This is a genomic window from Leclercia sp. TB492 (genome assembly GCF_049974505.2).
Taxonomy (GTDB): domain Bacteria; phylum Pseudomonadota; class Gammaproteobacteria; order Enterobacterales; family Enterobacteriaceae; genus Enterobacter; species Enterobacter adecarboxylatus_C.
On the sequence record NZ_CM127572.1, the window covers coordinates 1,091,045 to 1,113,582 of the forward strand.

Annotated in this window: 17 protein-coding genes; 5 read left to right on the forward strand and 12 right to left on the reverse strand. The window is 58.7% G+C overall.

From position 1 onward, the window contains the following. The first annotated feature begins 17 nt into the window (after window positions 1–17). Window positions 18–1,076, forward strand: coding sequence for a protein YgjJ (gene ygjJ / locus ACP4QI_RS05030; RefSeq protein WP_426495128.1), 1,059 nt, complete (start codon window positions 18–20; stop codon window positions 1,074–1,076). 14 nt (window positions 1,077–1,090) lie between these two features. Next, complete coding sequence (gene ygjK / locus ACP4QI_RS05035) at window positions 1,091–3,436, forward strand: alpha-glucosidase (RefSeq protein WP_426495127.1); 2,346 nt, start codon at window positions 1,091–1,093, stop codon at window positions 3,434–3,436. A 52-nt stretch (window positions 3,437–3,488) separates the two neighbouring features. Here ygjK and ybaK read toward each other — a convergent pair whose 3' ends face one another. The 3 genes from ybaK to copA all read right to left on the reverse strand — a co-directional run bounded on the left by ybaK (window position 3,489) and on the right by copA (window position 7,540). Next, window positions 3,489–3,968 (reverse strand): Cys-tRNA(Pro)/Cys-tRNA(Cys) deacylase YbaK, encoded by a 480-nt coding sequence (gene ybaK, locus ACP4QI_RS05040; RefSeq protein ID WP_032616885.1) that lies wholly within the window; start codon window positions 3,966–3,968, stop codon window positions 3,489–3,491. Between the two features lie 200 nt (window positions 3,969–4,168). After that, window positions 4,169–4,963, reverse strand: a complete 795-nt coding sequence (locus ACP4QI_RS05045) for a TraB/GumN family protein (RefSeq protein WP_142488487.1) — start codon at window positions 4,961–4,963, stop codon at window positions 4,169–4,171. A gap of 78 nt (window positions 4,964–5,041) precedes the next feature. Continuing rightward, window positions 5,042–7,540, reverse strand: coding sequence for a copper-exporting P-type ATPase CopA (gene copA / locus ACP4QI_RS05050; RefSeq protein ID WP_142488488.1), 2,499 nt, complete (start codon window positions 7,538–7,540; stop codon window positions 5,042–5,044). 107 nt (window positions 7,541–7,647) lie between these two features. Between copA and cueR the strand changes: the two genes are divergently transcribed. Then, a complete protein-coding gene (gene cueR, locus ACP4QI_RS05055; RefSeq protein ID WP_106992209.1) occupies window positions 7,648–8,058 on the forward strand; it encodes a Cu(I)-responsive transcriptional regulator in 411 nt (136 codons plus the stop codon). Here cueR and ACP4QI_RS05060 read toward each other — a convergent pair. From ACP4QI_RS05060 to tesA, 9 genes are all read right to left on the reverse strand, one after another. Further along, a complete protein-coding gene (locus tag ACP4QI_RS05060; protein ID WP_231312949.1) occupies window positions 8,055–8,768 on the reverse strand; it encodes a DUF3142 domain-containing protein in 714 nt (237 codons plus the stop codon). The genes cueR and ACP4QI_RS05060 overlap by 4 nt on opposite strands. Continuing rightward, window positions 8,738–10,882 (reverse strand): hypothetical protein, encoded by a 2,145-nt coding sequence (locus ACP4QI_RS05065; RefSeq protein ID WP_426495199.1) that lies wholly within the window; start codon window positions 10,880–10,882, stop codon window positions 8,738–8,740. Before ACP4QI_RS05065 ends, ACP4QI_RS05060 begins: the two co-directional genes overlap by 31 nt. A 16-nt stretch (window positions 10,883–10,898) precedes the next feature. Beyond that, window positions 10,899–11,357, reverse strand: a complete 459-nt coding sequence (locus ACP4QI_RS05070; RefSeq protein ID WP_142488491.1) for an NfeD family protein — start codon at window positions 11,355–11,357, stop codon at window positions 10,899–10,901. Continuing rightward, window positions 11,354–12,268, reverse strand: coding sequence for an SPFH domain-containing protein (locus ACP4QI_RS05075; protein WP_142488492.1), 915 nt, complete (start codon window positions 12,266–12,268; stop codon window positions 11,354–11,356). The genes ACP4QI_RS05070 and ACP4QI_RS05075 overlap by 4 nt, the downstream gene beginning before the upstream one ends. 178 nt (window positions 12,269–12,446) lie before the next feature. Continuing rightward, a complete protein-coding gene (locus ACP4QI_RS05080) occupies window positions 12,447–13,301 on the reverse strand; it encodes a hypothetical protein (protein WP_426495126.1) in 855 nt (284 codons plus the stop codon). A gap of 309 nt (window positions 13,302–13,610) precedes the next feature. Further along, window positions 13,611–16,382, reverse strand: a complete 2,772-nt coding sequence (locus tag ACP4QI_RS05085) for a hypothetical protein (RefSeq protein WP_445730305.1) — start codon at window positions 16,380–16,382, stop codon at window positions 13,611–13,613. Window positions 16,383–16,979: 597 nt separating this feature from the next. Then, on the reverse strand, window positions 16,980–17,834 hold the full coding sequence (locus tag ACP4QI_RS05090; RefSeq protein WP_285128632.1) for a co-chaperone YbbN: 855 nt from the start codon (window positions 17,832–17,834) through the stop codon (window positions 16,980–16,982). Between the two features lie 57 nt (window positions 17,835–17,891). After that, on the reverse strand, window positions 17,892–18,701 hold the full coding sequence (locus ACP4QI_RS05095; protein ID WP_142488496.1) for an SDR family oxidoreductase: 810 nt from the start codon (window positions 18,699–18,701) through the stop codon (window positions 17,892–17,894). Then, window positions 18,691–19,317: a multifunctional acyl-CoA thioesterase I/protease I/lysophospholipase L1 gene (gene tesA, locus ACP4QI_RS05100; protein ID WP_185902338.1), complete on the reverse strand. Its 627-nt coding sequence runs from the start codon at window positions 19,315–19,317 to the stop codon at window positions 18,691–18,693. Before tesA ends, ACP4QI_RS05095 begins: the two co-directional genes overlap by 11 nt. Between tesA and ybbA the strand changes: the two genes are divergently transcribed. Together ybbA and ybbP are read left to right on the forward strand one after the other, a co-directional pair. Further along, window positions 19,285–19,971 carry a putative ABC transporter ATP-binding protein YbbA gene (ybbA, locus tag ACP4QI_RS05105; protein WP_142488497.1) on the forward strand — a complete coding sequence of 229 codons (687 nt, stop codon included), beginning with the start codon at window positions 19,285–19,287 and terminating at the stop codon, window positions 19,969–19,971. The genes tesA and ybbA overlap by 33 nt on opposite strands. Further along, window positions 19,968–22,382, forward strand: coding sequence for a putative ABC transporter permease subunit YbbP (ybbP, locus tag ACP4QI_RS05110; RefSeq protein WP_285111512.1), 2,415 nt, complete (start codon window positions 19,968–19,970; stop codon window positions 22,380–22,382). The genes ybbA and ybbP overlap by 4 nt, the downstream gene beginning before the upstream one ends. Window positions 22,383–22,538: the final 156 nt, after the last annotated feature.

The window sequence follows — 22,538 nt, forward strand, 5'->3', positions numbered from 1 at the left end:
CTCATTGGGATGAGTGCATGAAAATTAAAAAGAAAACAATTGGGACACTGGCTGCCCTCTCTTTCTGCTGCCCTGTATTTGCCGCAGAAGACGCCCGACCCGCTGAACATGATGATACCCGAACCCCGGAAATCACCTCTCCGTCATTTCGTTTTTATGGCGAACTGGGGGTTGGCGGATATATGGATTTAGAAGGTCAGGATAAACATAAATACAGTGACGGGACCTATATTGAGAGCGGTCTGGAAATGAAGCACGGGCACTGGTTCGGCCTGATTTATGGTGAAGGCTGGACCGTACAGGCTGACCATCAGGGAAACGCCTGGGTGCCCGACCACAGCTGGGGCGGATTCGAAGGCGGGCTTAACCGCTTTTACGGCGGCTACAAAACCGATAACAGCACTGAGATCATGCTCAGCCTGCGTCAGGACTCCTCCCTCGATGACCTGCAGTGGTGGGGGGATTTCACGCCCGATCTGGGCTATGTGATCCCCAACACTCGCGACATTATGTATGCGCTGAAAGTACAGAACCTCTCCGGGAACCTGCGCTATAGCGTCACCGCCACGCCTGCGGGGCACCATGACGAGAGCAAAGCCTGGCTGCACTTTGGCAAATACGATCGCTATGACGATAAGTATACCTATCCGGCGATGGCCAACGGCTATATCCAGTATGACATCGTCAAAGACGTCACCTGGATGAACGGCCTTGAAGTCACGGATGGCACCGGTCAGCTCTTTTTAACCGGCATTCTGTCGCCCAATCTGGCGGCGCGCGCCTGGCATCACACCGGGCGCGCCAGCGGCAAGGACGTCTCCGGCACAGAGACCGGGTATATGGTCAGCGCCATGGTTGAAGCGTTAAAAGGCGTCTATCTCTCCACCGCTTACAGCTATGCAAAGCACCGCCCGGACCACGCCGCCGATGAAACGACCTCGTTTATGCAGTTCGGTATCTGGTACGAGTACGGCGATGGGCGTTTTGCTACCGCTGCCGACAGCCGCTTCTATATGAAAAATGCCTCCGGCGACCCGAGCGATCGGATCTTCCTGATGCAATACGTCTACTGGTAAAAGGATCTTCCACCATGAAACTCAGCCTTACACCACTGGCCTGCGCGCTGGCGCTCAGTTTTTCGGCTCACGCCGCCAGCACAGCTGATTTTAAAAACGTCATCAACCGTACCGGTGCCCCGGCGTACATGCACGATTTCGACTATGACGACCACCAGCGTTTTAATCCCTTTCTCGATTTGGGCGCCTGGCATGGGCACTTACTGCCGAACGGGCCGCAGACCCAGGGAGGATTTCCCGGCGTAGCGCTGCTCACCGAAGAGTACATCAACTTTATGGCGACCAATTTCGATCGCCTGAGTGTGTATCAGAACGGCAAAAAAGTGGATTTTACCCTTGAGGCCTACAGTATTCCCGGCGCGCTGGTGCAGACGCTAAATGCCAAAGATGTACGGATCGCGATGACGCTGCGCTTTGCCACCGCGCGCACCTCGCTGCTGGAAACCCGTATCACCAGCAAGACACCGCTCGACCTGGTGTGGGATGGCGAACTGCTGGAAAAGCTGGAGGCGAAAGAGGGCAAACCGCTGTCGGATAAAACTATCGACGGCGCGTATCCGGATTACCAGCGCAGGCTGGTCCCCACCCGTGACGGCCTGAAAGTGACCTTTGGCAAAGTGCGTTCCACCTGGGATCTGCTGACCTCCGGCAGTTCAGAATATCAGGTGCATAAATCCATCCCCGTCGACACCACCGTCGACGGGCATCGCTTTACCAGCCGGGCGCACATTACCGGCAGCACCACGCTGTATACCACCTATTCCCATCTGCTCAACGCGGATGAGGTGAAGCGGGAGCAGATGCCGATCCGCGATATTCTGACGCGTCCGGCCGCCTATATGACGGCCTCGCAGCAGCGTTGGGAAGGCTATTTGCAGAAAGGGTTAACCAACCCAAACGCGACGCCAGAACAAACCCGCGTGGCGGTGAAAGCCATCGAAACGCTGAACGGCAACTGGCGCTCACCGGGCGGCGCGGTGCGTTATAACACGGTGACGCCATCCGTCACCGGACGTTGGTTCTCCGGCAACCAAACCTGGCCGTGGGATACCTGGAAACAGGCCTTTGCCATGTCGCATTTCAACCCGGAGATCGCCAAAGAGAACATTCGCGCGGTATTCTCCTGGCAAATCAAACCCGACGATCCGGTCCGCCCGCAGGATGCCGGCTTTGTGCCGGATCTTATCGCCTGGAACCTGAGCCCGGAACGCGGCGGGGACGGCGGCAACTGGAACGAGCGCAATACCAAACCGAGCCTTGCCGCGTGGTCAGTGATGGAGGTGTACAACACCACTCAGGACAAGGCCTGGCTGGCAGAGATGTACCCTAAACTGGTGGCCTACCACGACTGGTGGCTACGCAACCGCGACCATAACGGCAACGGCGTGCCCGAGTACGGCGCGACGCGTGATAAAGCCCATAATACCGCCAGCGGTGAGATGCTTTTCACGGTGAAAAAAGGCGATAAAGAGGAATCGCTTTCCGGTCTGAACAACTATGCCCGTGTGGTCGACAAGGGCCATTACGACAGTCTGGAGATCCCGGCGCAGGTTGCAGCCTCGTGGGAATCGGGACGCGATGACGCCGCCGTCTTCGGTTTTATCGATCAATCCCAGCTGGATAAATACGTCGAAAACGGCGGCAAACGCAGCGACTGGACGGTGAATTTTGCCGAAAACCGCGACAAAGAGGGCAGGCTATTGGGCTATTCGCTGCTGCAGGAGTCCGTCGACCAGGCGAGCTATATGTACAGCGACAATCACTATCTGGCACAGATGGCGAGCCTGCTGGGGAAAGAGCAGGAGGCCAGCCACTACCGCCAGCTGGCGGATAAGCTCGCGACCTACATCAATACCTGCATGTTCGACGCGAAAAGCGGTTTTTACTATGATATTCGCATCGAGGATAAACCGCTTCAGAATGGCTGTGCGGGTAAACCGATCGTCGAGCGCGGCAAAGGCCCGGAAGGCTGGTCGCCGCTGTTTAACGGTGCGGCAACGCAGGAGCATGCGGATGCCGTGGTGAAGGTGATGCTGGATCCGAAAGAATTCAACACTTATGTGCCGCTCGGGACGGCCGCGCTTACCAACCCGGCATTTGGCCCGGATATCTACTGGCGCGGCCGGGTCTGGGTCGACCAGTTCTGGTTTGGCCTGAAAGGGATGCAACGCTATGGCTACCGGGAACAGGCACAAACGCTGGCTGAAAACTTCTTTAAGCACGCAAAGGGGTTAACCTCTGACGGCCCGATCCAGGAAAACTACAATCCGCTGACCGGCGCGCAGCAAGGCGCCCCCAACTTCTCCTGGAGCGCAGCGCATCTGTACATGTTGTATAACGACTTTTTCCGTAAACATTAACGGAGGAGCGGTATGCTGTGCCGGGTAAGGCGTAGCCGCCACCCGGCATTTTTTACTCCCGGCGCGCAATATCCGCAAACTGCGCATCCAGCATTTTTGCCAGATCGCTGGCCGCCAGCTCAATATCCAGCCCGCGCTTGCCACCCGAAATATAGATCGTTTCAAAGGCCTGAGAAGGTGCATCAATCAGCGTCGGCAGGCGCTTTTTCTGCCCCAGCGGGCTGATGCCACCCACCAGATACCCCGTCGTGCGTTGCGCCACCATCGGGTCGGCCATATCCACTTTTTTAGCGCCCAGCGCCTTCGCCACCTTCTTGAGATCCAGCTGCCCGGCAACCGGCGTCACCGCCACGGCGAGATGCTTCATATCGCCGTTGACCGCGACCAGCAACGTTTTATAAACCTGATCGGCATTCAGCCCCAGCTTACGCACCACTTCATCGCCAAAATTGGTTTCACTCGGATCGTGGTCGTAGGTATGGATCCGGAACGTAATCTTGTTTTTTTCGAGTAATTTAACGGCGGGAGTCATAGCAATCCTTCTTAGCCCGGACAATAAACGCCCTAAGCATACGCCTCAGAAGAGGCTAAAAAATAGCACCATCTTGCGCATATAGTGTTGGCAGTGATGGTCACTTTGAGCGACAATCGGCTCAACCGGGGGTCTCCTCCGGCATAATAACAACGATGAAATTCCTCTTTGACGGGCCAATAGAAATATTGGCCACTTTTTTATTTCAGCAACGACGGCAAATTTCCCTCGCCGTACAAATGTAATGCTCCCACCGCCACCACATACCGTCCCGCAGGCAGCGCGTGCAGCTTCTCGCACCACGCCTGATTACGCTCGTGCATCAGCACGTCATACAGCGATTCGCTGAAGGTCGCCGGCAGCGCCAGCCTGTCGACGACAGGAGGCGAATCCAGCCACCAGCTCACCATGGTCTGTAACAAACGGGCGTTGGTATGCCAGTGGGTCAGAGTATCTTCCAGCAGCAGCTGCCCGTCGTTCGGCATCTGGCGCAGCAGGGCAATCTGGCTGGCAGCGCCTTCCAGCTCGATAATAGGCAGTTGCCGCGCGCGCGCGGCATTCAACAGCTGGTAATCGATGCCGTAATCGCCCCGCAGACCCAGACGCTGTGCCTGGGTGGCCTGCAACACCATCGCGATCTGCCATAGCGGCTGGCTCTCAAGCATGGAGAGCGATAACCCGAGCTCGTCGGCAAGCCGCTCCAGCTCGGCCAGCTGTGTGGCGCTAAGACGCTCATTCAGCGGAGGCGGTATCGCCAGGCCTGAGAAGGGCGACTCATCCCCGGAGATATCTGCTTCCACGACCAGCGCATCGGCGCTGTGCAGCCTGGCGATCAGCCCCTCGGGCAGGGGAGACATATCCCGGGTGCCCATATGGATGCTGCCAACCAGATGCAGATGCTGTCCGCCGGGCAGGGAGATATCGAGGCCGGGCCAGCGATAGCGGCGAGGGAACAGGGCGCGAAAAGATGCTTTTATACGTTGAAACAGACTCATACGCGCTCCAGGAAAGTAAAAATTCATGCTAGCGCGTGGGGAGGGGCGGTGCAAGACGTCCTTGTCTTATGCACGTCGTTACTCTTTAGGTTTAAAGCGCAGCAGGCGGTTGGCATTGCTCACCACGGTAATCGAGGAGAGGGCCATGGCGGCACCCGCGACCACCGGGTTGAGCAGCGTACCGGTCAGCGGCCAGAGGATCCCGGCGGCGATGGGAATACCGAAGGCGTTATAGACAAAGGCTCCCAGCAGGTTCTGCTTCATGTTGCGCAGGGTGGCTTTCGAGATAGCGAGCGCGTCGGCCACGCCCATCAGGCTGTGGCGCATCAGGGTGATGGCCGCCGTTTCGATGGCGACATCGCTGCCGCCGCCCATGGCGATCCCAACGTCCGCCTGGGCCAGCGCCGGAGCGTCGTTAATGCCGTCGCCAACCATCGCCACCCGGCGACCCTGGCCCTGCAGTTTGATAATCGCGTCCGCTTTGCCATCCGGCAGCACCCCGGCGATCACCTCATCTATACCGGCCTCGCGGGCGATAGCCTGGGCGGTGACGGCGTTATCCCCGGTAAGCATCACCAGACGATAGCCCGCGCGGTGCAGGCGTTGCAGCGCGCTCACGCTGTCAGCGCGCAGCGGATCGCGAACGGCAAGCAGCGCCACGGCCTGGCCATCCACCGCCAGCAACACCGGGGTCGCACCCTGCGCGGCATGCGCCTGCAGCTGCGCATCCAGCGCCCCGGTATCAATGCCGTTTTCTGCCAGCAGGGCCTGGTTGCCCAACAGCAGCGTATGGCCATCGACCTCCCCGCTGACCCCCAGCCCGCGCAGGGTGCGGAAGTTATTCACCTGAGGCAGGACAGAATCTGCTTTCTCCAGAATCGCCCGCGCCAGCGGATGACTGGAACCCTGTTCGAGCGCGGCGGCCAGGCGCAGGGCCTCGGCTTCACCGATCCCGCCCGTGGTCCCGACGGCAACGACCTGCGGCTTGCCCTCGGTGAGGGTCCCGGTTTTATCAAACACCAGCGTGTCCAGCGTGCTGGCGCGCTGCAGGGCATCGGCGTCGCGCACCAGCACGCCGGATTCTGCGGCACGGCCAACCCCGGAGATAATCGACATCGGCGTCGCCAGCCCCAGGGCGCACGGACAGGCGATGATCAGCACCGTGGTGGCGATCACCAGGGTGTAGACAATCTGCGGTGCGGGACCAAAGAAGTACCAGATGGCGGCGCTGAACAGAGCGATCCCGACCACGACCGGCACGAAGATGGCGGAAATTTTATCCGCCAGCTTGCCGATCTCCGGCTTGCTGCTCTGGGCCTGGCGCACCATACGGATGATGCGCGACAGGGTAGTGTGGCTGCCCGTGCGGCTTGCGCGGAACAGCACGCTGCCGTCCTGCACCACCGTACCGGCGTGGACGCTCTCCCCGTCGCTTTTCTGCTGCGGCACCGGCTCACCGGTCAGCATCGCTTCGTCAAACCAGGCTTCGCCCTGAGTGATTTCGCCGTCCACCGGGACGCGATCCCCGGTGGTCAGACGCAGGATCATCCCCGCCTGAACTTCCGCCAGCGGCACGTTTTGTTCGCCATTTTCCGTCACTACCCGGGCGGTCGGCGGGGTTAAATCGAGCAATCTTTCCAGCGCTTTCGAGGAGCGCTGACGGGCCCGCGCCTCCAGCATATGGCCGAGGTTAATCAGGCCGATGATCATCGCGCTGGCTTCGTAATAGAGGTGGCGTGCTTCCATCGGGAACCACTGCGGCCAGACGTTAACGCTCATCGAGTAGAGCCACGCCGCGCCGGTGCCCAGCGCCACCAGCGTGTCCATGGTGGCGGTGCGGTTTTTCAGGCTTTTCCATGCGCTGGTATAAAAATGGCCGCCGGCGAAGATCATCACCCCGAGGGTGAGAACGCCAATCGCCAGCCACAGCGTGCGGTTATCGTCGGTGACCATCATATTGTCACCGAGCATCCCCCAGCCCATCACCGGGATCCCCACCAGCAGGGCGACAATCGCCTGCCAGCGAAAACGTTTCATGGTGGCAATGGCCGTTTCCTGCTGGCGTTCACGGCGTTTGAGGTCATCTTCAATTGCCTCTGCACCGTAGCCCGCTTTTTCAACGGCCTGCACTAAATCAGCGGCGGAGGCACTGCCCATGATCAGCGCAGTGCGTTCCGCCAGGTTGACCCGTGCCTGTGCCACACCCGGAACGGCCTGCAAAGCGTTCTGCACCCGGGTGACGCAACTGGCGCAGCTCATGCCGTTGATCAACAGCTGCTGGCTGTCATCACCGTCGTGAGCTGCCGGAAGCTCAGAGGGGGCCGCTGTCAGTGCTTCCGACGGAGTTGTTGACGCTGTCAGCGGATCAGCCTTTGGGTGGCTTAACGCCGCACCGTAACCGGCCTGTTTGATGGTGTCGATCAGGGCATCGGCGCTGGCGCTGCCGGTAACGGCGGCGTGGTCGATGGTGACCTCTGCGGTGTCAACGTCAGGGCGTTGCTCCAGACTCTCTTTGACGCGTTTGACACAGTGGCCGCAGGAGAGGCCGTCCAGTGTCAGATCGATGGTGTGAGACATACGAATACTCCTTATAAATCTCCAGCCAGATATTGACCGGAGGGACACTTTCATCTAACTGTTATGAAGGTTAAACCTTCCATCAAGGGGAAGGTCAAGGGGGAAACGTGAATATCAGTGATGTTGCCAAAAAAACCGGGTTAACCAGCAAAGCGATCCGCTTTTACGAAGAGAAGGGGCTGGTGACGCCGCCGCTGCGCAGCGAGAACGGCTACCGGAGCTACACGCAAAAGCACCTCGATGAACTCACGCTGCTGCGCCAGGCGCGTCAGGTGGGGTTCAATCTGGATGAGTGCGGCGACCTGGTGAACCTGTTTAACGATCCCGCCCGACACAGCGCCGATGTTAAAAGCCGGACGCTGGAGAAGGTGGCCGAAATTGAACGCCATATCCTGGAGTTGCAGGCGATGCGCGACCAGCTGCTGGCGCTGGCCGAAAGCTGCCCGGGGGATGAGAGCGCCGACTGCCCGATCATCGATAACCTCTCCGGCTGCTGCCATCGCAAGGCGAAGGCCTAGCCGCGAGCCGGGTTGAGCATAAACACTACCGTACCGCGATACCAGGGGGAGCGCTGGAGCTGCGCTTCGGCCAGAACATCCCGTTTGCCGCCCTGGACCAGCCCGAGCTTGAACGGAATGCGCAGCCGGGTAAGGGCGGGCAGATAGGCCTGATAGTTGTCTACCGTATGGCGACCCTGATAGCTCTGGATCACCAGCTCATCCACCGCCAGCGCGTTCAGCGTGGCGACATCCCCGGTTTTTGCCCAGTCCAGCAGCCCGGTCACCCCCAGCGAAAATTCGGGGGGCAGCTGCTGGCGCAATTGCTGTAAAAAGCGTGCGTAGTCCGCCAGCTGGTGGGTGGCGGCATCAAAATCGACCTGCAAACCCACCACCTGATTTCCGGCGGCCTGCCAGCGCTGCATCAGGCGGACAATTCTCGGCACAATGGCCGGCGGCACGTCGAGAGTGGTGAAGCGCACGGTCAGCCAGAGGGAGGGAAACGTCAGGCGGCTGACCGGCAGACCGAGGCGTTGAAACACCACCTCATTCGGCCGGGCCAGCACTTCACCCTGATGCAGATAGACCGTTTGCGCCTCTTTCAGCGCCTCGCTGGCCTTCACGCCCGACCAGAGCCAGAAGGCCGGGTGCTCGCGGGCGGTGACGGTATCCGCCTGCGCCTGTCCGGCCAGCAGCGCGGCTACCAGTAGTATTTGAGTTTTTGCGCCCACGGGCTGCCCGGATACTGCGTTTTTAACTGCGAGAACCAGCCTTTGCGCTGGGATTTTTCCACGTCTGCTCCGCCACATTCGTTATAGCCTGACGGGGCGTAACACATGATGGCCCGATAGAGTGCGTAGCTTTTATCTTCATGCTCCGCCTTCGGCGACGCGATGACCTGCTGGTAGTAAGCCTGTCTGTTGAACTGCCCGTATGGTTCTTTGCGGTGAATAGCCGTCTCCAGCACGTCGTTGCCCGCGCTGTCTTTCCAGATATCAACATGGGTATTCGAGGTGCGGAAGAACTCGCCCAGACAGTTCAGAGCATGAGCATCTTTAGCGTTCTGGCTGAGCACCTGCACGGTGTCATCCAGGCTACGGCAGACGTAACCGGCTTCGGCGGCATCACCGTTCCAGTCGAAGGTGGTGAGATTCACATCGTCAAACGCCTTGCCCACAACGGGTGGCGTAATGGCGCTGATGAGTTTTCTGTCGCTTAACCAGTCGCTAAAGCGGTTTTCCGTTAAGTCGCGTACCAGCAAGGTATGCAGCGCAATGGTGCGCTCTTCGTTGTTGGGCCCCTGGCTGGCCTGCTGGCGTAACCGCTCAGGCGAAGCCACCGCTTTCAACACCCGGGAGCGAAAACGCAGGTTGGTGACGGCGCTATCCGCAGCAAAAATCGCCTCTGTGTTGCCACCAAAGACCAGGGTCGCCGCCAGTTTAGCCTGCACGTACTGCTGCTGTTCAGGATCCTGGCTGAGTTTCAGCAGCTTCAGCCAGAAATCGCGTGCCGCGGGCCACTGCTTTTGCGCCATCAGCGCGTCGCCGTACAGGACCTGCTCGCTGAAGGCGAGAATATCGTGCGCCGGGAGTTTCTCAGCCGGTTTAACGGCCTGAAGAATGGCGGCGTGGTTATCCGTCGCCTGCCACAGGTTCAGCTGTAAATTGCGCCACAGCGCCAGCTTGCCGCTCTGTTCAAACGCCGGTTTGCTGCCGTTGAGATCCTCCTGGGTCAGGGTCGGTTTCTCGTCGCTGTTCAGGCGAAGGGCGCGCAGCAGTTCGATATAGCTGACCCGCGGCGCATCGGGGAAGGCCTCCCGTACGGCGCGACCGTAGAACTGCATGCCGTAGACATTATCGTATTCTGTCACCAGCCCGCGCAGCGCCTCAGCATTCTCAGCCTGCTGGAAGCGCTGCTCGTACAGCCCCGCCAGCTGCGGCCACGCCTGCAGATACCAGTTGATGCGACGCAGCATGCCGCGCGCCGAATCAGCATAATGGCCCTCTGGCCAGCGCTGGAGATAGGCCTGGGCGGCTTTCTGCGCCTGTTCAGCGGCCGGGCGGTCGATGCGATCGATATCAAAATCGCCGTATTCTCCCGTGCTGTTCTGGCTGCTTTTGTTCAGCGCCGTGCGCATCAGCATATAGTTAGCGGTCTCTGCCAGCCACGGACGATCGCTGTCGACAAGCAGGGTAAACGCCCGATCCGCGCCGTCGTAATCCCCGGCATAAAAACGGGCTGCTCCCGTCAGATAGGTTTTATAGGGCAGGGCAGGAGACTCCGCCGGGAGGGCCGCCAGGGAAGACGAGATCTGCTCATCGGTTGCGCCGGCGTATAACCCCAGACGCGCCTGACCCAGAGCATGGCGCTGTTCCGCCGTCAGCGAGTCGTCCGCCAGCAGCGCGGCAAAAAACTGGCTGAGGCTGTCGGCACTGTTTGAGACGAAGCGGTTTTCCTGCTCGCCGTCCTGATGGGTTTCGACGGGCTCAAGCTGCAACGCGGCCAGCTGCTGGTTGAGCAGGCTCTCTTCAGCCGGTTTATCCGCCGCTGCGGTGGGCGGCGTCTCCATGTCGTCCCACTCCGGGTGGTAAGCAAAGTAGAAGTCGCGAGAGCGGGTGATATCCGCAGGCATCGACTGGACCGGCAGGGCGAAGGATTTGGCTTCGCTCAGCAGACGCAGCAGGTTGTCGCGGGAGTCGTTGCCGGGCGTCAGCACCGGGTCCCCTTTCAGCAGACAGTGCTCATCGCTCCAGTTGCAGTCTTCCATATCAAAGGAGGCGAATGCCGGTGCGGCGCTCGCCAGTAGTGCGCTAACGCTGATTGCCAGCGTTGTCTTCCTGACCATCATGCTCATCCTGTTGTTATCGGGAAAGGGCCCGGACGCGAAGGGTGATCCCTTCGACGGCCACCACTTCAACTTTGGTGCCGGCGCTTAAATCGTCGTCGGCAATGACCGGCCACGAGCTGTCGCCGACGCGCATATGACCGCGCCCGTTCAGCAGGGCGGTATCAAGGGTAAACTGCATCCCCACCAGCTGCTGTCCGCGCTGGTTGAGCCGGGCATCGGCGGGCTTTTGCCTGCGCACCTGCCTTGAGAGCCAGCGCCACCACAGCCATGCGGCCGTCAGGGTCAGCACCGCAAACAGCGCCCCCTGCCAGGCCCAGTCGAAGGGCAACAGCCAGACCAGTAGCCCGGTGATAACCGCCGCCACGCCGCTCCACAGCAGATAGCCGTTGCCGCCGAGCATTTCGGCCGCCAGCAGCAGGCCGCCAAGGCTCAGCCAGAAGACATGCGGATGTGCCGCGATCGTCTCGATCATAATTTGCGCTCGTTGCCGCTGTTTTTGATCAGTTCCGCGATGCCGCCGATCGCGCCCATCAGGCTGCTGGCATCCAACGGCATCATCACCACCTTGCTGTTGTCCGCCGAGCCGATCTGTTGCAGCGCTTCGGTGTATTTCTGCGCCACGAAATAGTTAATCGCCTGGATATCTCCGGCAGCGATCGCTTCCGAGACCATCTGGGTGGCGCGGGCTTCCGCTTCCGCCGAACGCTCCCGGGCTTCAGCCTGTAAAAATGCGGACTGGCGTTCGCCCTCGGCTTTGAGGATCTGCGACTGTTTTTCCCCTTCGGCCTTCAGGATCTCGGCCTGGCGTACCCCTTCGGCCTCCAGAATGTAGGCGCGCTTGGTTCGTTCGGCCTTCATCTGGGCGTTCATGGAGGTGATCAATTCTGCGGGCGGACGCACGTCGCGAATTTCAATACGGGTGACTTTGATGCCCCACGGGTTAGTGGCTTCATCAACGATGTGCAGCAGGCGGGTGTTGATGCTGTCGCGCTGGGAGAGCATCTCGTCCAGCTCCATGGAACCCAGAACGGTACGGATGTTGGTCATCGTCAGATTAATGATCGCCAGCTCAAGGTTACTCACCTCGTAGGCCGCTTTCGGCGCGTCGATCACCTGAATAAAGCATACCGCGTCGATGGTGACGTTGGCGTTATCCCTGGAGATGACCTCCTGAGAGGGGATATCGAGCACCTGCTCCATCATATTGATCTTGCGGCCAATGCGGTCCATGAACGGCACCACCAGGCTTAAGCCCGGCTGCAGCGTGTTGGTATAACGGCCAAAACGCTCAACCGTCCACTGATAGCCCTGCGGTACGATTTTCACTCCGGCGGCAACAATGACCAGCGCGACGAAGATCAGAATAGGGATGACGATGAACATATAAAACCTCCTGTTTTGTATTCCATATTGCGATAACAACTGTTCGTTTGTTGCCCATAAGTATACCGATAAACAGGCCCAAATTCGCGCCGAATCAGTGGTGCGGGCTGGATCCAGACATAAAAAAGCCCCGCTAAAAATAGCGGGGCGGGACAAAAAAACATCAGAATGCAGGTGGTCAGGCGTCGGGCCCGGTCCAGGAGAAGTCGGAGATATACTGCTCGCCGGCTTCATTGATCGCGCGTGACAGCGCGGCATAATATTTTTCCAGACCGATAGCTTCAATCTGCTGCAGCTGCTCGCGTACCGGGGCACAGAACAACCCGGCATTCCCGGCTTCGACGCGCTTATTATTAGGCGGCAGGTCGCCGGTGATGGCCTTAAACCAGGTGCGGATCCCCTGCTTAAGGTTGTTTGGCGCCTTCGCCAGATTGTCGATACCGGTCAGCACCTGCAGGGTGGGGAACCGATCCTCCGCAACGGCGCTTTTCAGACGCGCAAAGAACTGGCTGAACAGCTCGAACGAGCCCAGCTCGATGATTTTGGGTTTGGTGGTTTTGCCATTTTTATTGCCGATCTTGCTTGCGGCAGGCGTGCTGGACGGCACGATCCCTGTCTTATGCAAGTCTAATCCGAACAGCAAATTGCAGTGGGCGCGACGCTCTTTCAGCGGGTAAGACATCAGCACGTCGATAAAAGTCGTCGCCATCACATCCGACAGCTTATGGTTAATGAGCCACTGGGTGCGGGAAAAGTCAGCAGGGGAGACAAACCACTCCGGAACCTCATCGTAACGCTTCGATTTCCCTTTCCCATCGAATTCAATGAAGTGCGTACCGTTATCGAAGGCAAATTTGCAGTTTTTAAAGCTGACAATAGTGGTATTAACGATCAACGCTTTTTTTACAAAATCAACCACTTCAGGGCCAATAACAAAGCTGGTGATTGCCGAGGAATTGATGACTTGCATTAATGTTTCTACATCAGGAACGCCGGGCTTCAGGGAGGTGAACTCATAAAAGATGTGTGTCATGCCGCATACTTCCTATAGTTATTAGCCTGCCATTTCAAACGCGAAAAAGTTTATCATCTCTTGCAGGATGAGGCCATTAGCTACAGATGCGGGATGTTTGTGTCGATCACAAATGGAAGATAAAGGTTACTCCTGATGGGGGTAGTGTAAAAAAATGAGGACATTTTAAAGACTGCGATGCGCAGAGATAAGTCTCGTTATCTGTTTGCCAGAATTAAACATTAATAAGACTTAAGTGAAGCCGTTTTTGAAATGAAAAAGGCCGCCATAACGGCGGCCAGAAGTGGATTTTAGAACGGAGCGAGGGGATTAAAAATCGCCTGAGATGCCCGCTCCGGCCATCCAGCCGTTATCGAAGGAGCTGGATGCCTGCATGTTGACGGCAACATGCGGGGTCACGCTTTTCTGCAGACCGGCAGCCAGGGCTGCACCATCGCCATTCGCCGTACCCGTCGACAGTGCCCATGAATTATCGGAGTGATAATGCAGGCTGGACATCGCCGCGGCGTTATTCAGACCCCGTTTAAGATCTTCACGGGTGTCATCAATCTCTTTCGCGTTACGCTCAATCGACTGGCTGTTGCGGGAGATGCGTTGACTGTTGCTGTCGATACGCTGGCTGTTACCTGAGATACGCTGGCTGTTGTTATCGATACGCAGGCTGTTGCCCGAGATGCGCTGGCTGTTGTTGTCGATATTTTGGACGTTGGTCTCGATACGCTGGCTATTGCTCGCGATGCGTTGACCGTTAGTCTCTATCTGGCTGCGGTTAGTTTGATCGACATAGTAGCTGTTCACCTCGCTAACGATCCTGACGGTGTAGCTGTTGTCCGCAGTTTGACTGGTGCTGGGGGTCTTCTTTGCAGGTGCTGACGGCTGGGCATCGGCACCTGCGCTGGTCACGGTCAGTGGAGTTGTCTGACTATCCACCAGGGTCACACTTCCGGTATCTGCTTTTTGCGCGTTGATGACGGTATTGTCCGGCATCCCCTTAACCAGCGTGGTTGGCATAGTTTGCTGGTTAACGACCTGCACCGTTGTGGTCGGCAGCGGTTGAGGTGAAGGAATATCGCCAGCCGCTGGCTGCAGGCTCAGGATAGGCTGGATGGTTTTGATTTCATATGCCGGGGCTAGTGGCGTAGTTGGCGTAGGCGGCGCGACGATCGGCTGCGGAGTGTTGTTGGCCAGCGTTTGCGGTTTAACCGGCACGTTGTAGGTCGGCGTCAGCGGCGCAATGATTGGCTGCGGAGTGTTGTTGGCCAGCGTTTGCGGTTTAAGTGGCACATTATAGGTTGGCGTCGGCGGGGCCACGATTGGCTGTGTAGTGCTGGTGGTCGTCAGCGTCTGCGGTTTCACCGGCACGTTATAGATCGGCGTCGGCGGGGCCACGATTGGCTGCGGAGTGTTGTTGGTCGTCAGCGTCTGCGGTTTTGGCGGCACATTATAGGTTGGCGTCGGCGGGGCCACGATCGGCTGCGGAGTGTTGTTGGCCAGCGTTTGCGGTTTAACCGGCACGTTGTAGGTCGGCGTTGGCGGCGCAACGATTGGCTGCGAGGCGTTGGTGGTCAACAGCGTCTGCGGTTTAACCGGCACATTATAGGTTGGTGTCGGCGGAGCCACAATTGGCTGTTGGGTGTTGTTTGTCGTCAGCGTCTGCGGTTTTGGCGGCACGTTATAGGTTGGCGTCGGCGGGGCCACGATTGGCTGCGCGGTGCTGGTGGTCAGCGTCTGCGGTTTTGGCGGCACGTTGTAGGTTGGCGTCGGCGGGGCCACGATTGGCTGCGAGGCGTTGGTTGTCAACAGCGTCTGCGGTTTAACCGGTACGTTGTAGGTCGGCGTCGGCGGCGCAATGATTGGCTGCGGAGTGTTGTTGGCCAGCGTCTGCGGTTTAACCGGCACATTATAGGTCGGCGTCGGCGGCGCAACGATCGGCTGCGAGGCGTTGTTGGCCAGAGTTTGCGGTTTAACCGGCACGTTATAGGTTGGCGTCGGCGGGGCCACGATCGGCTGCGTAGTGCTGTTGGTTGTCAGCGTCTGCGGTTTAACCGGCACGTTATAGGTTGGCGTCGGCGGGGCCACGATTGGCTGCGGAGTGTTGTTGGTCGTCAGCGTCTGCGGTTTAACCGGCACATTATAGGTCGGCGTCGGCGGCGCAACGATTGGCTGCGTAGTGCTGATGGTCGTCAGCGTTTGTGGTTTAACCTGCACATTATAGGTCGGCGCCGGCGGGGCCACGATCGGCTGCGTAGTGCTGATGGTCGTCAGCGTCTGCGGTTTAACCGGCACATTATAGGTTGGCGTCGGCGGGGCCACGATTGGCTGCGGAGTGTTGTTGGTCGTCAGCGTCTGCGGTTTAACCGGCACGTTGTAGGTCGACGCCGGCGGGGCCACGATCGGCTGCGGAGTGCTGGTGGTCGTCAGCGTTTGTGGTTTAACCGGCACGTTATAGGTCGGTGTCGGCGTGGCCACGATCGGCTGCGGAGTGTTGGTGGTCGTCAGCGTCTGCGGTTTTGGCGGCACGTTGTAGGTTGGCGTCGGCGGCGCAACGCTTGGCTGCGGAGTGCTGGTGGTCGTCAGCGTCTGCGGTTTAACCGGCACGTTATAGGCCAGCTTCGGTGGCGCAACGATCGGCTGTGGAACGTTATATATCACTGGCTTTGGTGGGACGGCCTGCACCGGCAGCGGTGGGGCTTTGAGGGGTTGTGGCATTGGCGCGACAGGAATGGCTGTCGGCGCAATCGAACCATCTTTGAATGCGTTGCGTGCGGCCTGCAGCTGCGTCTGAGCAAATTTAACCTCATTGCGGCGTTGGCTGATTAAATTTAAAGCATCAAGATGCGTCCGGGCGGCAGCTGCGGCTTCAGGCGATCCCGCCTGGTACTGATGGATCACATTCATCATATCGACATTGGTCACGCGTTCGGCCCTGAGCGCGGCGGCGTAATTTTTTTGTGCAAAGTGGTCAAATTCCAGCGCGCCTTTCAGGTTCGCTGCTGCTTGATCCGAACTTATCGCATACGCAGCCGGGGCAGTAACGCACAGCGACACTGCCGATGCGATCAGTTTCAACGTGGTTTTCATCTCTACATATCCTGAGGTCAATCGTTTGATCAAAATGTAAATTGCAGAGTGGCAGAGAGTATGAGGGCTCTGGCTCTGAAGTATTTGCAGATGTCTTTATTGTCTTTTTGTTGTCTTGTGTATAACTAAAGCCATTTTTAATGGTCATTTTTTTCTGGATTCTAACCATTAAATAGTTATTGGCAAGTCAATTAACGATCAATTTTTATTGTCTGCAGTTAGTCTAATTTCAAACGAAAGAAGGGTATGCTTCGCTTAGAGAAAAATGTTACCTAAAGTGTGTGATTAGTCTTTTTGGTAGAATATTGTGATCAAATTTACGTTTGGTAACGCTTTTTGGCCGTTGCCAGACGGGTTTTTTATTGATTCGTTAAGATGTTGTTATTTTCTTGCGTGCGTGTAAGTAGTCTTTATAAAGACTTATTTAAGTCTTTATTGGTTTTGAAGTGAGGGTCGACTGATAAGGTAATAAAAACAGTCAATCTGTCCATAGACTGAAAATATTTAGTCGTCAGCTATCAGGCGGAAATGATACGGAGAGGTTAAATCAGATGAGCAGGCCCGGTAAGCGAAGCATTACCGGGCACAGGCAGGGGATCAGTACAGCAGGGCGTAAAGCTTACGGCGATAGACCGAGGCCAGGGAGTCGCCTGTCCCGAGCGCGGCCAGAATTTCCTGGAACGTTTTACGCGCCTGACCATCAGCGGCAGCCAGATCGGTTTTGAGATGGCTGAACAGCAGTTCCAGCGCCTCTTCATTACGACCAACCTGATGCAGCTGCAGTGCCAGCTGGCTGGCCAGTGCGGCATCGGCAGGGTTGGCGGCGACGTGCTGCTGTAGCTGCTGAATTTCCGGAGTATCCGCGGCCTGCTTCAGCAGTTCAATCTGCGCCACCAGCCCCTGATAACGGGTATCCTGATCCTGCAGAGGGATGGTTTTCAGCACCACTTCGGCATCTTCGGAACGTTTTAAGATAATCAGCGTTTCGGCTAGCAATAAGCCAATTTCGCTGTTCTGACCGGAGAGCTGCCAGGCCTCTTTCAGCAGCGGCAGGGCTTCATCATGTTTGCCTTCGGCCATCAGGGCCGCCGCCTGCTGCGCTTTCAGCTCTTCTTCGCGCGGCAGCACTTTATCCAGCAGGGCGCGGACTGCCTCTTCCGGCTGCGGCCCCTGGAAGCCATCAACCGGCTGACCGTTCTGGAACAGATAAACCGTTGGGATGGCGCGCAGGCCAAACTGCGAGGCGATCATCTGCTCGGCGTCGCAGTCCAGTTTTGCCAGAATGAACTGACCGTTGTACTGGGCCGCAAGCTTCTCGAGCACCGGCGTCAGCTCCAGACAGTGCTGACTCCGTTCAGACCAAAAGTAGAACAGCACCGGTTTGGTCATCGACTGTTCAAGGGTCTGGTGCAGGTTTGCTTCGGTAATGTTGACAATATTCTGTACGGACATGCGGCATTCTCTGTTATGAGTTTTTATTTACATGGGGGCGTGGCGCGTGGCTTCAACTCAGCCCTGTAAAATTTTGTCCATCATCCGGCCAGGCAGCAGGCGCTTCAGCAGGCCAACGGCATGGGTCACCAGCGTGACCGGATAACGCATTTTCGGGTTTTTGCTCTCAAAAGCATGGCGCACTTTGGCGACCACCGCCTCCGGTCCCAGCGTAAAACGCGCGGCAATACCGGGATTTTCTACCGGCTTGTCGGCCTGGGTCTGGTTAACGTTGTCGGTAAAGCGGGTGCGGATGGGGCCCGGCTCAATCAGGCTCACCTTAATCCCACTGTGGCGTAACTCCATGCGCAGCGCATCCGACCAGGCTTCCAGCGCGTATTTGCTGGCGGCATAAGCCCCACGGCCCGGCGTGGAGATCAGCCCCATCACCGAGGAGGTCATCACAATCCGCCCTTCGCCGTGCGGCAGCATGGCGGGCAGCAGGCGCATGGTGAGCTGATGGACGCCAAAAAAGTTGGCGGAAAATTGCTGTTCAAGCTTTTCGCGGGTGACGGTCTGCAGCGGGCCGTAAACGCCGAAACCGGCGTTGTTAAACAGCCCGTACAGACGATTATTGGTAAGCGCGATCACCTCATCGGCGGCGCGTTCAATGCTGTCGGCACAATCCAAATCCAACTGCACACCGGTAAAACCCATCCCGTTCATCCGTTCAACGTCTTCGGGTTTGCGGCAGGCGGCCAGCACCCAGAATCCCTGGCGCTTCAGTTCAAGGGCGCTTTCAAGGCCAATTCCGCTGGAACATCCTGTTATTAAGACCGATTTTTGCATAACTTTACCTGTCAGGATCTCCGCTGAATTACGAGTCATGTTTAACTAAAGGAGCCAGCCGGGTCGCCATCCAGTCGGCAATAAACGGCTGTGCGTCCCGGTTGGGGTGAATACCGTCATCCTGCATCCACTGCGGCTTCAGGTAGACCTCTTCCATAAAAAAGGGCAGCAGCGGAACATCGAACTCTTTGGCAAGCTTCGGATATATCGCGCTGAAGGCTTCATTATACCGACGACCGTAGTTGGCGGGCAGGCGAATTTGCATCAACAGCGGCTGCGCATTGGCCGCGCGGATATCCTGCAAAATTTTGCGCAGGGTCTGCTCCGTCTGCTGGGGCTGGAAACCGCGCAAACCGTCATTGCCGCCGAGCTCCACCAGCACCCAGCGCGGCTGATGCTGCTTCAGCAGGGCCGGGAGGCGCGACAGCCCCTGCTGGGAGGTATCGCCGCTGATGCTGCCATTGATCACCGACGTTTTGGTCTGCCATTTATCGTTCAGCAGGGCAGGCCAGGCGGCACTGGCTGCCATCCGGTAGCCCGCGCTGAGGCTATCGCCCAGAATTAATAACGTGTCCGCCGCCGCGGCACGAAATGTCATCAGAATCAGAAACAGGAAGGGCAAATGCCAGCGGAAAACATTGTTGAAGTTCATCATCTTAAGAAGTCCGTGGGTCAGGGTGAGCACGAGCTTTCCATCCTTACCGGAGTTGAACTCATTGTCAAACGCGGGCAGAGCATCGCCCTGATTGGCGAGTCGGGCTCCGGAAAATCCACGTTGCTGGCGATCCTCGCCGGTCTGGATGACGGCAGCAGCGGTGAGGTCCATCTGGTCGGACAACCGCTGCACAGCCGCGATGAAGAGGCGCGCGCCGCTCTGCGGGCGAAGCACATTGGCTTTGTTTTCCAGTCGTTTATGTTGATCCCGACCCTCAATGCGCTGGAGAACGTCGAGCTGCCGGGGCTGCTGCGCGGCGAGAATACCGCCCACAGCCGCGAGAGCGCAAAAGCCCTGCTGGAGCAGCTTGGGCTGGGCAAACGCCTCGATCACCTTCCGGCGCAGCTCTCCGGCGGCGAGCAGCAGCGCGTGGCGCTGGCCCGCGCCTTCAACGGGCGCCCGGACGTGCTCTTTGCCGATGAACCTACCGGCAACCTCGATCGCCAGACCGGGGACAAAATTGCCGATCTGCTCTTTTCCCTGAACCGCGAGCACGGCACCACGTTGATCCTCGTCACCCACGACCCACAGCTGGCGGCCCGCTGCGACCGCCGCCTGCGTCTGGTGAACGGTGAACTGAGGGAGGAAGCATGATTGCCCGCTGGTTCTGGCGCGAATGGCGTTCCCCCTCACTGCTCATCGTCTGGCTGGCGTTAAGCCTGGCGGTGGCCTGTGTGCTGGCGCTTGGCAGCGTCAGCGATCGGATGGAAAAGGGGCTCAGCCAGCAAAGCCGTGAGTTTATGGCCGGCGACCGGACGCTGCGCAGCTCCCGCGAGGTGCCGCAGGCGTGGCTTGAGGAGGCGAGAAAAGAGGGGCTGAAGGTTAGCGAGCAGCTGAGCTTCCAGACCATGACCTTTGCCGCCGATACGCCGCAGTTGGCGAGCGTAAAGGCTGTCGATGATATTTATCCGATGTACGGCGAACTGCAAACCAACCCGCCGGGCCTGAAACCGGCCCCGGGCACGGTGCTGCTGGCGTCGCGTCTGATGGCGCTCCTGAATTTAAAAACCGGCGACAGCATCGACGTTGGCGATGCCCGGCTTAAAATTGCCGGGGAAGTGATTCAGGAGCCCGACTCCGGGTTTAACCCGTTCCAGATGGCGCCGCGTCTGCTGATGAATACCGCGGATGTGGCCAACACCGGGGCGGTACAGCCCGGGAGCCGCGTCACCTGGCGCATTAAGTTTGGCGGTACACCCGCACAATTAGCGAGTTACGAGAAGTGGCTCCTGCCGCAGCTGAAACCGGAGCACCGCTGGTCCGGGATGGAGCAGGAAGACGGGGCGCTCGGCAAGTCGCTGGAGCGTTCCCAGCAGTTCCTGCTGCTCTCGGCGCTGCTGACGCTGTTGCTGGCGGTGGCGGCAGTGGCGGTGGCAATGGGTCACTACTGCCGAAGCCGCTACGACCTGGTGGCGATCCTCAAAACCCTGGGAGCGGGCAGAGCGCAGCTGCGTAAGCTGATTGTCGGCCAGTGGCTGATGGTGCTTGCGCTCTCCGCGATGACCGGCGGGGCGATGGGGCTGCTGTTTGAAAAAGTGCTGATGGTGCTGCTCAAGCCGGTGCTGCCTGCCGCCCTGCCGCCAGCCAGCCTCTGGCCGTGGCTGTGGGCGATTGGCGCGATGATCGTCATCTCGCTGCTGGTGGGGCTGCGTCCGTACCGCCTGCTGCTGGCGACCCAGCCGCTGCGCGTCCTGCGCAGGGACGTGGTGGCCAGCGTCTGGCCGCTGAAATTTTACCTGCCGGTTATCGTGGCGGTGGTGGTGGTACTGCTCGCCTGGCTGATGGGCGGCAGCATGCTGCTGTGGGCGGTCCTGGCCGGGGCGGTGGTGCTGGCGCTGCTCTGCGGCGTGCTGGGCTGGATGCTGCTCAGCGTGCTGCGCGGGCTGACGGTGAAATCGCTGCCGGTGCGTCTGGCGGTGAATCGCCTGCTGCGCCAGCCGTGGTCGACCCTCAGCCAGCTGTCGGCGTTTTCGCTGTCGTTTATGCTGCTGGCATTGCTGCTGGTGCTGCGCGGCGACCTGCTGGACCGCTGGCAACAGCAGCTCCCGCCGGAGAGCCCGAACTATTTCCTGATCAATATCGCCCCGGAGCAGGTCACGCCGCTGAAGGCGTTCCTGGCTGAGCATCAGATTATCCCCGAGTCGTACTACCCCATCGTGCGGGCGCGCCTGACCCAGATTAACGGCCAGTCCACCGAGGGCCATAAGGATGAATCCCTCAACCGCGAGCTGAACCTGACCTGGCAGGATAAGCGCCCGGATCATAACCCGATCGTCGCCGGTAGCTGGCCGCCAAAAGCGGGGGAAGTGTCGATGGAGGAGGGGCTGGCAAAACGCCTCAACGTCGGGCTGGGCGATACGGTGACCTTTACCGGCGATACCCAGGACTTTAGCGCTAAAGTCACCAGCTTGCGCAAGGTTGACTGGGAGAGTCTGCGGCCGAACTTCTTCTTTATCTTCCCTTCCGGGGCGCTGGACGGACAGCCCCAGAGCTGGCTGACCAGCTTCCGCTGGGAGAACGGCAACGGCATGCTCACCCAACTTAACCGCGAGTTTCCGACCATCAGCCTGCTGGATATTGGGGCGATCCTCAGACAGGTCGGGCAGGTGCTGGAGCAGGTAAGCCGGGCGCTGGAGGTGATGGTGGTGCTGGTAACGATTTGCGGCATCCTGCTGCTGCTGGCCCAGGTGCAGGTCGGAATGCGTCAGCGCCATCAGGAGCTGGTGGTCTACCGCACCCTGGGGGCGGGTAAAAAGCTGCTGCGTACTACGCTGTGGAGCGAATTTGCCCTGCTGGGGCTGGTGGCAGGCCTGGTGGCGGCCATTGGCGCTGAAACCGCGCTGGCGGTACTACAAACCCGCGTGTTTGACTTCCCGTGGGAGCCGGACTGGCGGCTGTGGGCGATCCTGCCGCTCTGCGGGGCGGTGATGCTCTCTCTGTGCGGCGGCTGGCTGGGGGCCCGTTTATTGAAAGGCAAAGCCCTGTTCCGGCAGTTCTCCGGCTAATTCCCCTCCGTAATCGTCACGCACCGGTTTTTATACCGGTGCGTGACGCCTAAGTAGCATAAAAAGATAACTCTTTGAATTTTAGTGGCACAAATCATTAAAAACCGGACAACACAGCCGGATAAATCCTGGTTAATATTCACCTGCTAAATAAAT

Bases quoted from the DNA above. Each gene is read 5' to 3' on its own strand.
- ACP4QI_RS05075 (WP_142488492.1), bottom strand. From the start codon at position 12,268: ATGTTCATCGTCATCCCTATTCTGATCTTCGTCGCGCTGGTCATTGTT.
- ybbA (WP_142488497.1), top strand. From the start codon at position 19,285: ATGCCAGCGGAAAACATTGTTGAAGTTCATCATCTTAAGAAGTCCGTG.
- copA (WP_142488488.1), bottom strand. From the start codon at position 7,540: ATGTCTCACACCATCGATCTGACACTGGACGGCCTCTCCTGCGGCCAC.
- ACP4QI_RS05090 (WP_285128632.1), bottom strand. From the start codon at position 17,834: ATGTCCGTACAGAATATTGTCAACATTACCGAAGCAAACCTGCACCAG.
- ygjK (WP_426495127.1), top strand. From the start codon at position 1,091: ATGAAACTCAGCCTTACACCACTGGCCTGCGCGCTGGCGCTCAGTTTT.
- ybaK (WP_032616885.1), bottom strand. From the start codon at position 3,968: ATGACTCCCGCCGTTAAATTACTCGAAAAAAACAAGATTACGTTCCGG.
- ACP4QI_RS05065 (WP_426495199.1), bottom strand. From the start codon at position 10,882: ATGGTCAGGAAGACAACGCTGGCAATCAGCGTTAGCGCACTACTGGCG.
- ygjJ (WP_426495128.1), top strand. From the start codon at position 18: ATGAAAATTAAAAAGAAAACAATTGGGACACTGGCTGCCCTCTCTTTC.
- ACP4QI_RS05095 (WP_142488496.1), bottom strand. From the start codon at position 18,701: ATGACTCGTAATTCAGCGGAGATCCTGACAGGTAAAGTTATGCAAAAA.
- ACP4QI_RS05045 (WP_142488487.1), bottom strand. From the start codon at position 4,963: ATGAGTCTGTTTCAACGTATAAAAGCATCTTTTCGCGCCCTGTTCCCT.
- ACP4QI_RS05070 (WP_142488491.1), bottom strand. From the start codon at position 11,357: ATGATCGAGACGATCGCGGCACATCCGCATGTCTTCTGGCTGAGCCTT.
- ACP4QI_RS05085 (WP_445730305.1), bottom strand. From the start codon at position 16,382: ATGAAAACCACGTTGAAACTGATCGCATCGGCAGTGTCGCTGTGCGTT.
- ACP4QI_RS05080 (WP_426495126.1), bottom strand. From the start codon at position 13,301: ATGACACACATCTTTTATGAGTTCACCTCCCTGAAGCCCGGCGTTCCT.
- tesA (WP_185902338.1), bottom strand. From the start codon at position 19,317: ATGATGAACTTCAACAATGTTTTCCGCTGGCATTTGCCCTTCCTGTTT.
- ybbP (WP_285111512.1), top strand. From the start codon at position 19,968: ATGATTGCCCGCTGGTTCTGGCGCGAATGGCGTTCCCCCTCACTGCTC.